The sequence below is a fragment of the Mycobacterium sp. SA01 genome, assembly GCF_041287105.1.
GTDB lineage: Bacteria > Actinomycetota > Actinomycetes > Mycobacteriales > Mycobacteriaceae > Mycobacterium.
In genome coordinates this window covers 593,747-606,950 of sequence record NZ_JBGGNO010000019.1, presented here as the reverse complement: position 1 = coordinate 606,950, position 13,204 = coordinate 593,747, and the positions used below count along the sequence as shown (strand labels likewise).

Genomic DNA, 13,204 nt, shown 5'->3' with positions numbered 1-13,204 from the left:
GCTTTTTTAGTACTTAGGCAGGACCGAAACTCTTGAATGCGTTGACCAAGCTGCATCAGTCGCCGTCACCGATCCTTCGTCTCGTCGTCGCCGCAGTGCTGCTGACACTGGCCGGTGCCGGGGCGTTCGCGGTGAGCTCCCACAAGACCGTGACGCTCAACGTCGACGGTGCCCAGCTGAAGGTCAGCACGATGAAGTCGCGGGTCATCGACGTCGTCCAGGAGAACGGCTACTCCGTCGGCGAGCGCGACGACCTGTTCCCCGGCGCCAATCAGCCCGTCACAGAAGCCGAGACGATCGTGCTGCGCCGCAGCCGGCCCCTGCAGATCTCGCTGGACGGCAAGGACGCCAAGCAGGTGTGGACCACGGCGTCGACCGTGGACGAGGCGCTGGCCCAGCTGCGGATGACCGACACCGCGCCGGCGGCGGCTTCGCGTGGCAGCCGGTTGCCGCTGGAGGGCATGGCGCTTCCCGTGGTGAGCGCCAAGACGGTCCAGATCAACGACGGCGGAGTGGTGAAGACCGTGCATCTGGCCGCGCCGAATGTGGCGGGTCTGCTGGCGGCCGCGGGCGTGCCGCTGGAGCAGGCCGACTCGGTGGTGCCCGCGCCGTCCTCGCCGGTGATCGCCGGTATGCAGATCCAGGTCACCCGGATTCGCGTCGAGAAGGTCACTCAGCAGATGCCGCTGGCACCGAACGCCCAGCGGATCGAGGACCCGACGCTGAACATGAGCCGCCAGGTCGTGGAAGATCCCGGGACGCCCGGCTTGCAAGACGTAACTTTTGCTGTCGCCAAGGTCAACGGAGTGGAAACGGGCCGGCTTCCCGTTGCCAACATTGTCGTTGTGCCGGCGCGTGATTCGGTTTTGCGGGTCGGTGCGAAGCCCGGCACCGAGGTGCCTCAGGTGCTCAACGGACCCATTTGGGATGCCATTGCCAGGTGCGAAGCGGGCGGCAACTGGGCGATCAATACCGGTAACGGTTACTTCGGCGGTGTGCAATTTGATCAAAACACCTGGGAAAGAAACGGCGGACTGCGCTATGCTGAGCGAGCCGATTTGGCAACCAGAGAAGAACAAATTGCGATTGCTGAAGTAACAAGATCGCGACAAGGCTGGGGAGCGTGGCCCGTGTGTGGTAGGGGTGCATCGTGACAATTCGTTTACTCGGGCGGACAGAGATCAGAAATCTGGCCAAAGAACTCGACTTCAAGCCGCGTAAATCTCTGGGACAGAATTTCGTACACGACGCAAATACCGTGCGTCGTATTGTCTCCGCTTCCGGGATAAACAAGCACGACCATGTCCTGGAAGTCGGCCCCGGCCTCGGCTCCCTGACGCTGGCGTTGCTGGACCGCGGCGCGACGGTGAGCGCGATCGAAATCGACCCGGTGCTGGCCCAGCGTCTGCCCAAGACGGTTGCGGAGCATTCGCACAGCGAGATCCACCGGCTGACCGTGCTCAACCGCGACATCCTCGGCATCGAGCGCTCCGACCTCGTCGAGCCGCCGACCGCCGTGGTGGCCAACCTCCCGTACAACATCGCCGTGCCGGCGCTGCTGCATCTGCTGGCCGAATTCCCCTCGATCCGGACCGTGATGGTGATGGTCCAGGCCGAGGTGGCCGAGCGCCTGGCCGCCGAGCCCGGCGGCAAGGATTACGGCGTGCCCAGCGTCAAGGTCCGGTTCTTCGGCAAGGTCCGCCGCTACGGCATGGTGTCGCCGACGGTGTTCTGGCCGATTCCGCGGGTCTACTCCGGTCTGGTGCGCATCGACCGCCACGAGACCTCGCCGTGGCCGACCGAGGACGACTTCCGCGAGAGCGTGTTCGATCTGATCGACATCGCCTTCGCGCAGCGCCGCAAGACAGCCCGCAACGCCTTCCTGGAGTGGGCCGGCTCCGGCAACGAGTCCGCCGAACGTCTGCTGGCCGCCAGCATCGATCCCGCCCGCCGCGGGGAGACGCTGACGGTCGCCGACTTCGTGCGGCTGCTGCAGCGATCGGCAGACTTCACTCCTTCGACGGACTCCTCCGAAGGCCCGTCGCGGCCGGCTCAGGTGTTCTGAGCGCTTCGCACCGCTTCGGTGAGGTGATGCACCAACTCGGTGCATGACGGGTATCGCCGGTCTGGGTCCTTCGCGATCGCCCTGGCCAGCACCAGGTCGAACGACCTCGTCAGCCACGGGATCCGTGTCGACACCTCCGGCGGCGGACTGTGCACGTGTGCGTCGACCAGCGCCAGCGGATTGTCGCACGCGAACGGCGGTGCGCCGGTGAGCAATTCCAACGCGGTGCAAGCCAGCGCGTACTCGTCGGTCGCTGCTTGGGGGAGGCGGCCCTGCAGCAGTTCGGGTGCGGCGTAGGGCAGCGAGGTCACCACCTGCGCGGGCCGGTGCCAGACGTCCTCGGCGAGGATGTGCGCGACGCCGAAGTCGATGAGAACCGCGCCGAATTCGGAAAAGTTCTGGTGCACAAGAATATTCGTGGGTTTGACGTCACTGTGCACGATGCCGTCGTGGTGGGCGTGGTCGAGGGCCGCGGCGATCTGGGCGAGCGCCGCCAGCCGGGTCGCCGGCGAGCTCAGCCCGCTGGCGTCGCCGCCGTCGACGTACTGCATGGCCATCCAGTGCCGGCCATGGTCGTAGACGGTCACGATGTGGCGGTGGCGCAGCCGGTCGGCGATGCGGTATTCGCGGGCCAGGCGGGCGATGCTCGCCGGGGTGCGGTGGTCGTCGTCGAGCACCTTCAGCGCGACCAGTTCCGGTGTCCGGTCGGCCCCGCGGGCCAGGTAGACCACCGCCTCGCCGCCGCGGCCCAGCTCCCTGTCGACGACGTAGCCCGCGAACGACTGCCCGGGGTTCGTCACGGTTCGACCCTAGAGCGCGGGTCGGTGACGGCCAGGCGAATTGCGCACGGCGCGATAGTCTCGTGGGCGTGCCCTCGTCCAACGGTTCTATCGCTGCCGAATGGGTGCCGACCGGATCGGTGACCGTGCGCGTGCCGGGCAAGGTGAATCTGTACCTGGAGGTCGGTGACCGCCGCGCCGACGGCTATCACGAGCTCGCCACGGTCTTCCACGCCGTGTCTCTGGTCGACGAGGTGACGGTGCGCAACGCCGACCTCTTGTCCCTGCGGGTGGTCGGGGAGGGCGCCGATCAGCTGCCCGTCGACGAGACCAACATCGCCTGGCAGGCCGCCGAGCTGATGGCCGACCACATCGGGCGCGCGCCGGACGTGGAGATCACCATCGACAAGTCGATACCGGTGGCCGGTGGGATGGCCGGCGGCAGCGCCGACGCGGCGGCGGTTCTGGTCGCGATGAACAATCTGTGGGAGCTGGGCGTGCCGCGCCGCGACCTGCATGCGCTGGCCGCCGAGCTGGGAAGCGACGTCCCGTTCGCTCTGCACGGCGGCACGGCGCTGGGCACCGGTCGGGGCGAAGAGCTGGCGACGGTGTTGGCCCGCAACACATTTCACTGGGTGCTGGCCTTCGGTCAGGACGGACTGTCCACGGCGGAGGTCTATCGCGAGATCGACCGGCTCCGCGAAGCGGGTGATCCGCCGCGGCTGACCGATCCCGAGCCGCTGCTGGGAGCACTGGCCGGCGGCAACCCGCGCGAGCTGGCCCCCTTGCTGGGCAACGATCTGCAGGCCGCGGCGCTGAGCCTGAACCCGGGGCTGCGCCGGACCCTGCGCGCAGGTGCCGAAGCGGGTGCCCTGGCCGGCATCGTCTCGGGATCCGGGCCGACGTGTGCGTTCCTGTGTGAGTCGGCGTCCGCCGCGGTCGACGTGGGCACCGAACTGGCCGGCGCCGACGTGTGCCGCACCGTCCGGGTGGCCAGTGGGCCGGTCCAAGGCGCCCGGATCGTGCCCGGCCAGCCGGCCTAGCCAGATCGTCCCTGGTCGCCGACCTCCCGCCTTCCGGCGGGTGTGACGCGCTTCTCATTAGTGCGTAAAACTTGGCGGTAACTTAAGGGGAGTTTAAGATGATCGACGGTGACAACTAGCGGCTCGGTACTGCACACAGACGAATCGCCCACCCCGGTCCGGGGCGGGCGGTGGCCGGGCGGTACCGGCGCATCATCACCATTTCGATATCGAACCGCTCCCCAGTCGTACTGGCGTGCCTCCTATGCAGGGCGTTCTGGCCGGTGGAGCATGAAATACAGGGCGTTCGCTTCATCCCCAACGTCGCTGATCAGCCAGCTCCGGATGCCGAGGAGGTCGTCGTGAGCCGTTTCACCGACAAGATGTTCCACAGTGCCTTGACCAGCAGTAAGGGCATGGTCACCGGGGAACCGCAGGAGCCGGTTCGGCACACGTGGCGTGAGGTGCACGAGCGGGCCCGTCGCATCGCGGGCGGCCTGGCGCAGGCCGGTATCGGCCTCGGCGACGCAGTCGGTGTGTTGGCCGGCGCCCCGGTGGAGATCGCGCCGACCGCCCAGGCGCTCTGGATGCGCGGCGCCAGCCTGACCATGCTGCACCAGCCCACTCCGCGTACCGACCTGGAGCAGTGGGCCAAGGACACCGCGACCGTCATCGACATGATCGAGGCCAAGGCCGTCATCGTCTCCGACCCGTTCCTCGTCGCGGTGCCGGTACTCGAAGAGCGCGGCGTCACGGTGCTCACGGTGGAGGCCCTGCTGGCCGCCGAGCCCGTCGACCCGGTCGAGACCTCCGAAGACGACGTCGCGCTGATGCAGTTGACGAGCGGCTCGACTGGGTCTCCCAAGGCCGTCATCATCACCCACCGCAACATCCACTCCAATGCCGAGGCGATGTTCATCGGGGCCAAGTACGACATCGAGAAAGATGTCATGGTCAGCTGGCTGCCCTGCTTCCACGACATGGGCATGGTCGGGTTCCTGACCATCCCGATGTACTTCGGTGCCGAGCTGGTCAAGGTCACGCCGATGGACTTCCTGCGCGACACCCTGCTGTGGGCCAAGCTGATCGATAAGTACAAGGGCACCATGACCGCGGCGCCGAACTTCGCGTACGCGTTGTTCGCCAAGCGCCTGCGCCGCCAGGCCAAGCCCGGCGAGTTCGACCTGTCCACGCTGCGCTTCGCCCTGTCCGGTGCCGAGCCCGTGGACCCGGCCGATGTCGAGGACCTGCTGGACGCCGGTAAGCCGTTCGGCCTCCAGCCCGAGGCGATCCTGCCGGCCTACGGCATGGCCGAGACCACACTGGCGGTCTCGTTCTCCGAGTGTGGCGCCGGGCTGGTCGTCGACGAGGTCGACGCCGATCTGCTGGCCGCACTGCGCCGCGCCGTTCCCGCCGCGAAGGGCAACACCCGCCGGCTTGCCACGCTCGGCCCGCTGCTCAAGGACCTCGAGGCGCGCATCGTCGACGAGGACGGCAACGTGTTGCCGGCCCGGGGTGTGGGCATCATTGAGCTGCGCGGTGAGTCGTTGACCCCCGGCTACATCACCATGGGCGGCTTCGTGCCCGCGCAGGACGAATGCGGCTGGTACGACACCGGTGACCTCGGCTACCTGCTCGAGAACGGTCACGTCGTGGTGTGCGGCCGGGTCAAGGACGTTATCATCATGGCCGGCCGCAACATCTACCCGACCGACATCGAGCGGGCCGCCGGACGTGTGGAAGGGGTGCGCCCCGGTTGTGCGGTCGCGGTGCGCCTGGATGCCGGGCACTCCCGCGAGACCTTCGCGGTCGCCGTCGAATCGAACGCCTGGCAGGATCCCGTCGCGGTGCGGCGCATCGAGCACGAGGTGGCACACGAAGTGGTCGCCGAGGTTGACGTGCGCCCGCGCAATGTCGTTGTGCTCGGGCCGGGCACCATTCCGAAGACGCCGTCGGGCAAGCTGCGTCGCGCCAACTCGGTCGCGCTGGTCACCTAGCCCGTCAGACCCGGCAGCTGATCTCCATCGCATCGGAGTCGCGCACCGGGAAGCTCACGCCGACAAAACCATTCGCCGGGTCGCGGATGTACTCGACGTACGGCTGCGCATCGGCGAGCCCGGTGTTGTCGGCGACCACCAGCGCTCCGCCGCTCAGCCGCGGCGCCAGCACCTCAACGACCGGGACGTACAGGTCCTTCCAGCCGTCCAGCAGGACGAACCCCACAGTCTCGTCGATGGCGGCGAGCGTCTGCGTGGCGTCGCCGGCCAGCACGGTGATGAGATCGTCCAGACCGACCTCGGCGAAGGTCTTCCTGGCGGCGTCGACCTTGGCGGCGCTGAGCTCGGTGGTCACCACCCGCCCGGTGCCGTTGTCCCGCACCGCGCTGGCCAGATGAATTGTGGAGAGCCCCAACGACGTTCCGAACTCCACCACAAGAGCGGGCCGGGTCGCACGGACGAGGGTGTAGAGCAGCAGGCCCGACTCGGGGGTCACCGGAAGATAGAAGTCGCTGAACGCGTCGGCGCGCTCCTGTGCGGTCTTCGCCGCCCGCAATTGGGCGCCGCGCGCGTGGAGTTGAGCCATCTGCCCGCTTGCTTCGGCATACATACGGTCGATGGCCGCCGCCACCTTCGGATCGCGCAGGGTGTTCACCGCGCCGAGGCTACTCCGGCTTCCTGACGAATCGGGGGCCGCTCCGGCTCCCGGTCGCCCGACGGCTGGGGGACCAGGAGGACCGGAATGGTGGTGTGGGACAGAACCGCCGCCGCGACGCTGCCCTGCAGGTGTCCGAACAGACCGCTGCGACGGTGCGGACCGAGCACGATCAGGCCGGCGTCGTGCTGATCGGCGGCGTCGACGATGCCCTTCCAGGTCGGTGCCGCCTCGATCGCCAAGCTGCACGCCTCGAATCCGGCTGCACGCGCCAGGGTGGCGCCGTGCGCGGCGGTCTGTTCGGCGGCCCGGCGTACCTCGCCGGCGCAGTCGGCGTCGAATGGCCGGTTGTCGCTCGGCGTGAAGCCCACGTCGACCGGCTGCCAGACGCAGACCACCACGGCATCTCGATATGGTGAAAGCTGTTGCGCCGCTTTAGTGATCGCATACCTGGCCAGATCGGAACCGTCGTAGGCGAACAGTACCGGGCCTGCCGCGTGCGACGGGTGACGATGCGCGACGGGCGGTGCCGAAGGCTGCGTGGCGATGGCCGGGGGTGCGGGAGGAAGGCCACGCAGACGCGCGAGCAGCGGGGGTGAGTACCACGCGGGGGAGTCACCGTCGAGGAACTCGTCGAGATCCGGTGTCTGCGGGCGGGCGCCGCTGAGCGCGTAGACGGCGACGCCGAACACCGCGCCGCCGATCGCGAGTGCGAAGCCGACCCACAGCGCGACGTTGGTGCCTTCCAGGATGTCACCGGAGTAGCGCGTCGCGAGGTGCGCGAAGATCGGGGCCACCATGAATGCTGCGACGGCGCGCAGCAATTCGATGATCGCGAACACGCGCTGCAGGCTGTTGGACCGCAGCGAGAACCCGGCGACGAACAGCGCGGGCGCGACGGTGGCGCCCAATGCCAAACCTGTCAATGCCGAACCGACCAGTGCCAGCGGCACATTCGCCGGTAGCGACGCCCGGAACACCGCGATGCCCGCGGCCAACAGGCCCATGCCGACCAGCGGCAGGAAGTGCATGGCACGGCGAGTGATGACGACACCGAACACCACCGCCATGACGATCGCGCCGCCCAGCTCCGGCAGGTAGATCAAACCCACCTGAACCGGGCTGAAGTGCTGCATGAACACGGCCGCCGTCAGCGTGGTCGCGGCGATCGAGGCGGCTGCGGCGAACAGTGCGACGCCGACGCCCGCCACCGGGATCGCACTGGTCAACATCGTGCGGATGGTCAGCAGCGGCCGGTGCGCGCGGAACTGGTAGACGATCAGCGCCACGATCAGCGCCAGGCCGCCGAACATCGGTGCGGTGACGGCGAAGTCGGAGAGCTCGTGAGTGCTCAGCTGAGCCGCGCCGACGAACGCGGCCGTGCAGCCGACGGTCGCCAGCCCGATCGCCTTCAGATCGCGCGGCGCCTCCGGGTCGGCAGGCGGTGCGTCGTCGAACGTCAGCGCCGCCAGGACCAGAGCCGCCAGTGCGACGGCGGCGACGATCCAGAACAGTGGCCGCCAGGCGTGCGCCTCGGCCTGCACACCCCCGAGGAACGGTCCGAGCGCGACGGCGCCGAACACGCACATGTTCATGATGACCGCGGTGTTGCGGAGCTTGTCTCGCGGAAATCCGATCGTCAGCGGCGGAGCGGCGGCGATCAGCAGCATGCTGGTCGCCAGTCCCTGCAGGACGTGGCCGGCGATGAACGCGGCGGCATTTGGTGCGGCCGCGGCGATGACCGATCCGATGACGAGGACCACGGCGTAGGCGAGCAGCATTCGGCGCTGTGGAAGATGTTGCGCGAACTGCACGGCGAGCACCGTGCCCACGGCGTAGGCCGCGTTGCCCAGACCCGAACTCAGCGCCATCGTCTGTGTCGTCATGTGCAACTGCTCGGAAATGATCGGCACGAGCGGATCCAGCGCGGCCGACAGCGCCAGGTAGGGGATCAGGGCGAGGGTGACCATGGCGGCCACGGCCGGGTAGCGCCCCGCGAGCGGGCCCTGGCGCATCAGCGCTGTCCTCCAGTCGCGGCTACGTGAGCGCGATGCGTGGCCGACACGGGATGCGGGGACGCGGGGAGACGGGGCATGGCGTGAAACAACTTTACATAGGTAACAAATATTCCGCGCGACGGCGTGCGCCACATCACGTGATAGCTAGGTATGTAGTACTATACCTAGCTATGCGTCCTCAACTCTCCGATCATCCGACCGTGCGGGCGGTGCGGGCCAAGCAGCGCACCACGCCGGCACCGGTGATCGACGCCGAATGGCTCCGCGGGATCTGCCTGGCCGCGGGCGCCGACGATGTGGCATTTGCCGCCGTCGACAACCCGGACCTGACGAGCGAACGCGAACACGTCGAGGCCGCACTGCCAGGCACGCGGAGCTACATCTCGCTGGTGGTCCGGATGAATCGGGACAATGTGCGCTCGGTCGCGCGAAGTGTGGCCAATCAGGAATTCCACCGCAGCGGGGAGATCATCAACGAGGCCGCGCACCGGATCACCCGGGCCCTCGAGGACGCCGGCCACCGGGCGTTGAACCCGTCGGCCACCTTCCCGATGGAGATGGACCGGTACCCGGGCCGGATCTGGGTGGTCGCCCACAAGCCCGTCGCGGTGGCCGCCGGACTCGGGGTGATGGGCATCCACCGCAACGTCATCCATCCCAAGTTCGGGAACTTCGTCCTGTTGGCCACGATTCTCGTTGACGCACCGGTCAGCAGTTACGGTTCACCACTGGACTATTCACCCTGCCTGGAGTGCAAGCTCTGTGTCGCGGCCTGCCCGGTGGGCGCGATCAAGAAAGACGGCGAGTTCGACTTCATGGCCTGCTCGGTGCACAACTACCGCGAGTTCATGGGCGGGTTCACCGACTGGGCGCAGACCATCGCCGACAGCGAGGACGCGGCCGACTTTCGTTCGCGGGTAACCGATTCGGAGAACGCCTCGATGTGGCAGAGCCTGTCGTTCAAGGCGAACTACAAAGCGGCCTACTGCCTGGCCGTCTGCCCGGCCGGCGAGGATGTCATCGAACCCTATCTGGACGACCGCAAGGGCTTCATGGACCTGGTGTTGCGGCCGTTGCAGGAGAAGGTGGAAACCCTTTATGTGCTGCCCAATTCAGCAGCGAAGGCACATGCCGAGCGACGCTATCCGCACAAGCCGGTCAAAGTCGTCGACTCCGGGGTGCGGGGCCGCGCGTAGGCTGGTCCGATGGAGCGGGCGCTCGGCTGGATGGGTGTGTTCGGTTCCGCGTTCGCGATCGTCGCGGTGCTCGCTCTCGACGCCACACTGGGCGGGCAACACACTCGCGGCAGACAATTGCGTGCCGCCACCATCTCCGAGTACGTCTACACCTCGGGCAGTGCGGCTTTCGTCGCGGCCGTGCTGATCCTGGCGGTCGCGTCAGCGGCATTGCTGCACGGTCTGATCCGTGCCGGACGGGTTCGGCTGCGCTCGGCAGGATCGGTGCTGATGATGCTGTGGGTGGTCGGCCTGCTGGGCGTCGTGGCGTTCCCCAAGCACAATTGGGTCACCGGTCCGAGTGCGTCGGGCACCGTACACCGGGTCGCGACGCTCCTCGCATTCGTCGCGTTGCCACTGGCGGTGTTGCTGATCGCTCGTGGCAGGGACGTCACCGCTCGAGCCGCCAGATGGCTTACTGGTGTCGGAATCGGTTGGCTGGCAGTGCTGTTCGGGGCGATCGTGGTCGGTGTGGCGACTGATCGGCCGTGGTGGAGGCTGATCCCGCTCGGCGTGGTGGAACGAGGCATCGCCGGGTTCGAGGTGGCTGCGCTGATTGCGCTGGGGCTGTGGCTGGTGCGTGGTGAGCGCGCCGATCCTCCTCCCGAGCGGCAGGCGTCATCGAGTCGAGAACGTCATAGACACCCCACCAGCGGGCCTCGTGTTCCAGCGGGGAGATCCGGCCCTCCGCCAGATCCAGGTCCGCATGATCCAGGGCCCGCGCCATGACGCGCAGCTGTTCATACCGTTGCTCGGTCTCGTCGTGGTGCACGCCTGCGACCCTGATGGCCCACAGGGTGCGCACCCGCATCCGCGTCTCACCCGCCAGCGCGAATGTGATTGCCCCGCCGGCGATATAGATCATCGTCCCGGCGACCAGCGCGGTCGCGGACATACCGACGGCCTCGCCGCCGATCTGCAGGATCAGCCACAGTGCGGCTCCCCACAGCGGCCAGGTGCGCCACGCCCGCACCATGCGTCGTTCCCACGCGGTGATACCGGGTGGGAACACCACCAGCCGATAGCGGGCGACACCGTAGCGCGCCGGGTAGGCGTCGAAAGAACCCCAGACAGAAGTGGTCACGCACTCAGGTCTACGCCCGCGCGCTATCCCCGTCGTCGGTCTATACGGAATCCTGACGCCCGCCCGCCGAACCCTTACGGATTCACCAGGCGTGCACCTGATTCTGGGCTGTCTCCAGCCCGGCCTCGATCAGCAACTCGGTCGCGTCGGCGGCCTGCTCGCAGATCGCCGGGACCTCCGTGCGCTCGGCCGCGGTGAACGGCTCCAGGACGTACGCCGCCGGATCCTTGCGTCCCGGCGGCCGGCCGACCCCGATGCGGACCCGGTGAAAGTTCTTGGTCCCCAACGCGTTGGCCACAGACCGCAAGCCGTTGTGGCCGCCTTCGCCGCCGCCCAGTTTCAGGCGGATCCGGCCGAAGTCGATGTCGAGCTCATCGTGGATGACGATGATGTCGGCCGGCATGACCGAGTAGAACTTCGCCAACGGACCGACCTGGCGCCCCGACTCGTTCATGTAGGTGCGCGGCTTGGCCAGCACCACGGGACGATGCGCCAGCCGGCCGGTCACGACCTCCGCGCCGGAGCGCTTGTGCACCTTGAACTGTGCGCCGATGCGCCCGGCCAGCACGTCGGCCACCATGAACCCGAGGTTGTGTCGGGTCTTGGCGTACTGCGGGCCCGGGTTGCCCAGGCCGACAACCAGCAGGGGTTCGGCCACCGGGCAGTCTTACTCGGCCTCGGCCGACTCGCCCTCGGCGGCTTCGGCTGCCTCGGCGGCGTCGGCGGCCTGCTCCTCGATCGACTCGCCGCCACCCTCGGACTCGAGCTCCTCGGCGGTCGGGGCGGTCACGATGTTGACGACCAGCAGTTCGGGATCGCTGATCAGCGTCACGCCCTCGGGCAGCTCGACCTGGCCTGCGGTGATCTGGGTGCCTTCCTCGGCGCCCTCGATCGACACGACCAGCTGCTGCGGGATCGACATGGCGTCGGCCTCGATCTCGATGGTGTTGGCGTCCTGGGTGACCAGGGCGCCCGGGGCGGCGTCGCCCTCGAGGGTGATGTTGACCTCGACGGTCACCTTCTCGCCGCGGCGAACCACGATGAGATCGGCGTGCTGGATGCTCCGCCGGATCGGGTGCACGGAGAGGGCCTTGGTCAGCGCCAGCTGTTCCTTGCCCTCGACGTCGAGGGTCAGCACCGCGTTGGTGCCGTGCTTGCGCAGGACGGCGGCGAAGTCGTGGGCGTTGAGCTCGAGGTGCTGGGGCTCGGTGCCGTGGCCGTAGAGCACGACGGGAACCTTGCCGTCGCGGCGGGCCTGGCGCGAGGCGCCCTTGCCGGTCTTGTCCCGCACGGCGGCGGTGAGGTTGTTGGTGGCGTTCTTGGCCATGAGGGGTGCTCCTGTTGCCTGTCGTGGGTCATCCGCACGGCTAAGGCAGGCACCGATAAAAGGAAGCCTCGTCGATAACGGTGGCTGGACCACCCTCGCCGTGACGCGGCCCCCAGGGTAGCCGATCAGGGGTTCAGAGCGGAAATTCGATGCCGGTGAGCTGCTCGGACAGCCGCCAGAGCCCGGCGGCGGTGGTCTGGTTGCGGGCCAGCGGGCTGCGCGGTGACTGGCCGGTCGGTCCGCGCATGGCGAACCTGGGCCCGATGAAGCTGTTGCCGGGCAGGTTCTCGGCAGCCGCGTACAGGGTCTGGCGGGCGCCGAAGTCGGCGCTGGTGGCGAACACGGCGTTGCCGGCGTCCCAGATCCGGGTGCCCATCCGGTTGCCGGTGTGGCCTTGCAGGTTGGTCGCCGAGTAGCCGGGGTGGGCGGCGTGCGACTTCAGCGGGGACCCGGCGGCGTCGAGGCGCTTCTGCAGCTCACTGGTGAACAGCAGATTGGCGAGCTTGGACTGGCCGTAGGCCAGCCACGCGGAATACGGCCGGGCCTTCCAGTTCAGGTCCTTCAGGCTGATCTTGCCCAGCAGGTGCATGAACGACGAGACCGTGACGACCCGGTCGGTCACTTTGGGCAGCAGGAGGTTGGTCAGCGCGAAGTGGCCCAGATGGTTGGTGCCGATCTGGCTCTCGAATCCGTCCTTGGTGACGGCGTAGGGGACAGCCATGATCCCGGCGTTGTTGATCAGGACGTCGACGCTCTGGACGCCTGCGGCGAAGTCGCTGATCGAGCTCAGGTCCTGGAGGTCGAGGCCGCGCACCTCGACGTCGCCGGTCATGGTGGCGGCGGCTTCCGCACCCTTGGCCGCGTTGCGGCAGGCCAGAATGGTGTGTGCGCCGACGCGCGCCATCTCGCGCGCGGTGATCAGCCCCAACCCGCTGTTGGCTCCGGTGACGATGACGGTGCGCCCGGCGAACGACGGCAAATCTGCGGCGGTCCAACTCATGGGAGTCACTCTAGGGGGACCC

General features: G+C 67.9%; 12 protein-coding genes and 1 pseudogene. 6 read left to right on the top strand and 7 right to left on the bottom strand.

Annotated features, from left to right (window positions below):
* Window positions 1–32 precede the first annotated feature (32 nt).
* Both AB4879_RS18870 and rsmA read left to right on the top strand, forming a co-directional pair.
* Window positions 33–1,154, top strand: a complete 1,122-nt coding sequence (locus tag AB4879_RS18870; protein ID WP_370508777.1) for a transglycosylase family protein — start codon at window positions 33–35, stop codon at window positions 1,152–1,154.
* Window positions 1,151–2,065 (top strand): 16S rRNA (adenine(1518)-N(6)/adenine(1519)-N(6))-dimethyltransferase RsmA, encoded by a 915-nt coding sequence (gene rsmA, locus AB4879_RS18865; RefSeq protein WP_370508776.1) that lies wholly within the window; start codon window positions 1,151–1,153, stop codon window positions 2,063–2,065. Before AB4879_RS18870 ends, rsmA begins: the two co-directional genes overlap by 4 nt.
* On the opposite strand, the gene AB4879_RS18860 is transcribed toward rsmA, so the two are convergent.
* The gene (locus AB4879_RS18860; RefSeq protein ID WP_370508775.1) at window positions 2,053–2,865 is read right to left on the bottom strand and encodes a serine/threonine-protein kinase; all 813 of its coding nucleotides are present in this window, start codon (window positions 2,863–2,865) and stop codon (window positions 2,053–2,055) included. The two genes, rsmA and AB4879_RS18860, sit on opposite strands and share 13 nt — an antisense overlap.
* Window positions 2,866–2,933: 68 nt before the next feature.
* On the opposite strand from AB4879_RS18860, the gene AB4879_RS18855 reads away from it, so the two are divergent.
* Both AB4879_RS18855 and AB4879_RS18850 read left to right on the top strand, forming a co-directional pair.
* On the top strand, window positions 2,934–3,887 hold the full coding sequence (locus AB4879_RS18855) for a 4-(cytidine 5'-diphospho)-2-C-methyl-D-erythritol kinase (RefSeq protein ID WP_370508774.1): 954 nt from the start codon (window positions 2,934–2,936) through the stop codon (window positions 3,885–3,887).
* A 341-nt stretch (window positions 3,888–4,228) separates the two neighbouring features.
* Complete coding sequence (locus tag AB4879_RS18850; RefSeq protein ID WP_370508773.1) at window positions 4,229–5,863, top strand: fatty acyl-AMP ligase; 1,635 nt, start codon at window positions 4,229–4,231, stop codon at window positions 5,861–5,863.
* Between the two features lie 4 nt (window positions 5,864–5,867).
* Here the strand turns inward: AB4879_RS18850 and AB4879_RS18845 are convergent, their stop codons facing one another.
* Together AB4879_RS18845 and AB4879_RS18840 are read right to left on the bottom strand one after the other, a co-directional pair.
* Window positions 5,868–6,473 (bottom strand): O-methyltransferase, encoded by a 606-nt coding sequence (locus tag AB4879_RS18845; RefSeq protein ID WP_370508850.1) that lies wholly within the window; start codon window positions 6,471–6,473, stop codon window positions 5,868–5,870.
* Between the two features lie 41 nt (window positions 6,474–6,514).
* Entirely contained in the window at window positions 6,515–8,533 is a 2,019-nt protein-coding gene (locus tag AB4879_RS18840; RefSeq protein WP_370508772.1) for an MFS transporter, read from the bottom strand.
* Between the two features lie 173 nt (window positions 8,534–8,706).
* On the opposite strand from AB4879_RS18840, the gene AB4879_RS18835 reads away from it, so the two are divergent.
* Together AB4879_RS18835 and AB4879_RS18830 are read left to right on the top strand one after the other, a co-directional pair.
* Window positions 8,707–9,732 (top strand): epoxyqueuosine reductase, encoded by a 1,026-nt coding sequence (locus AB4879_RS18835; RefSeq protein WP_370508771.1) that lies wholly within the window; start codon window positions 8,707–8,709, stop codon window positions 9,730–9,732.
* Window positions 9,733–9,741: 9 nt separating this feature from the next.
* Entirely contained in the window at window positions 9,742–10,500 is a 759-nt protein-coding gene (locus AB4879_RS18830; RefSeq protein ID WP_370508770.1) for a DUF998 domain-containing protein, read from the top strand.
* On the opposite strand, the pseudogene AB4879_RS18825 reads toward AB4879_RS18830, so the two are convergent.
* The 4 genes and pseudogenes from AB4879_RS18825 to AB4879_RS18810 all read right to left on the bottom strand — a co-directional run.
* A pseudogene (locus AB4879_RS18825) lies at window positions 10,454–10,855 on the bottom strand (DUF6611 family protein); the annotation flags it as partial. The gene AB4879_RS18830 and the pseudogene AB4879_RS18825 overlap by 47 nt on opposite strands.
* An 82-nt stretch (window positions 10,856–10,937) precedes the next feature.
* Window positions 10,938–11,513 carry an aminoacyl-tRNA hydrolase gene (gene pth, locus AB4879_RS18820; RefSeq protein ID WP_370508769.1) on the bottom strand — a complete coding sequence of 192 codons (576 nt, stop codon included), beginning with the start codon at window positions 11,511–11,513 and terminating at the stop codon, window positions 10,938–10,940.
* Window positions 11,514–11,522: 9 nt separating this feature from the next.
* Window positions 11,523–12,182, bottom strand: coding sequence for a 50S ribosomal protein L25/general stress protein Ctc (locus AB4879_RS18815; RefSeq protein ID WP_370508768.1), 660 nt, complete (start codon window positions 12,180–12,182; stop codon window positions 11,523–11,525).
* A gap of 133 nt (window positions 12,183–12,315) precedes the next feature.
* Entirely contained in the window at window positions 12,316–13,182 is an 867-nt protein-coding gene (locus AB4879_RS18810) for an oxidoreductase (RefSeq protein WP_370508767.1), read from the bottom strand.
* Window positions 13,183–13,204: the final 22 nt, after the last annotated feature.

Coding starts and splice junctions, on each gene's coding strand:
- AB4879_RS18845 (WP_370508850.1), bottom strand. CDS start 6,473: ATGTATGCCGAAGCAAGCGGGCAGATGGCTCAACTCCACGCGCGCGGC.
- AB4879_RS18840 (WP_370508772.1), bottom strand. CDS start 8,533: ATGCGCCAGGGCCCGCTCGCGGGGCGCTACCCGGCCGTGGCCGCCATG.
- AB4879_RS18835 (WP_370508771.1), top strand. CDS start 8,707: ATGCGTCCTCAACTCTCCGATCATCCGACCGTGCGGGCGGTGCGGGCC.
- AB4879_RS18830 (WP_370508770.1), top strand. CDS start 9,742: ATGGAGCGGGCGCTCGGCTGGATGGGTGTGTTCGGTTCCGCGTTCGCG.
- AB4879_RS18815 (WP_370508768.1), bottom strand. CDS start 12,182: ATGGCCAAGAACGCCACCAACAACCTCACCGCCGCCGTGCGGGACAAG.
- AB4879_RS18810 (WP_370508767.1), bottom strand. CDS start 13,182: ATGAGTTGGACCGCCGCAGATTTGCCGTCGTTCGCCGGGCGCACCGTC.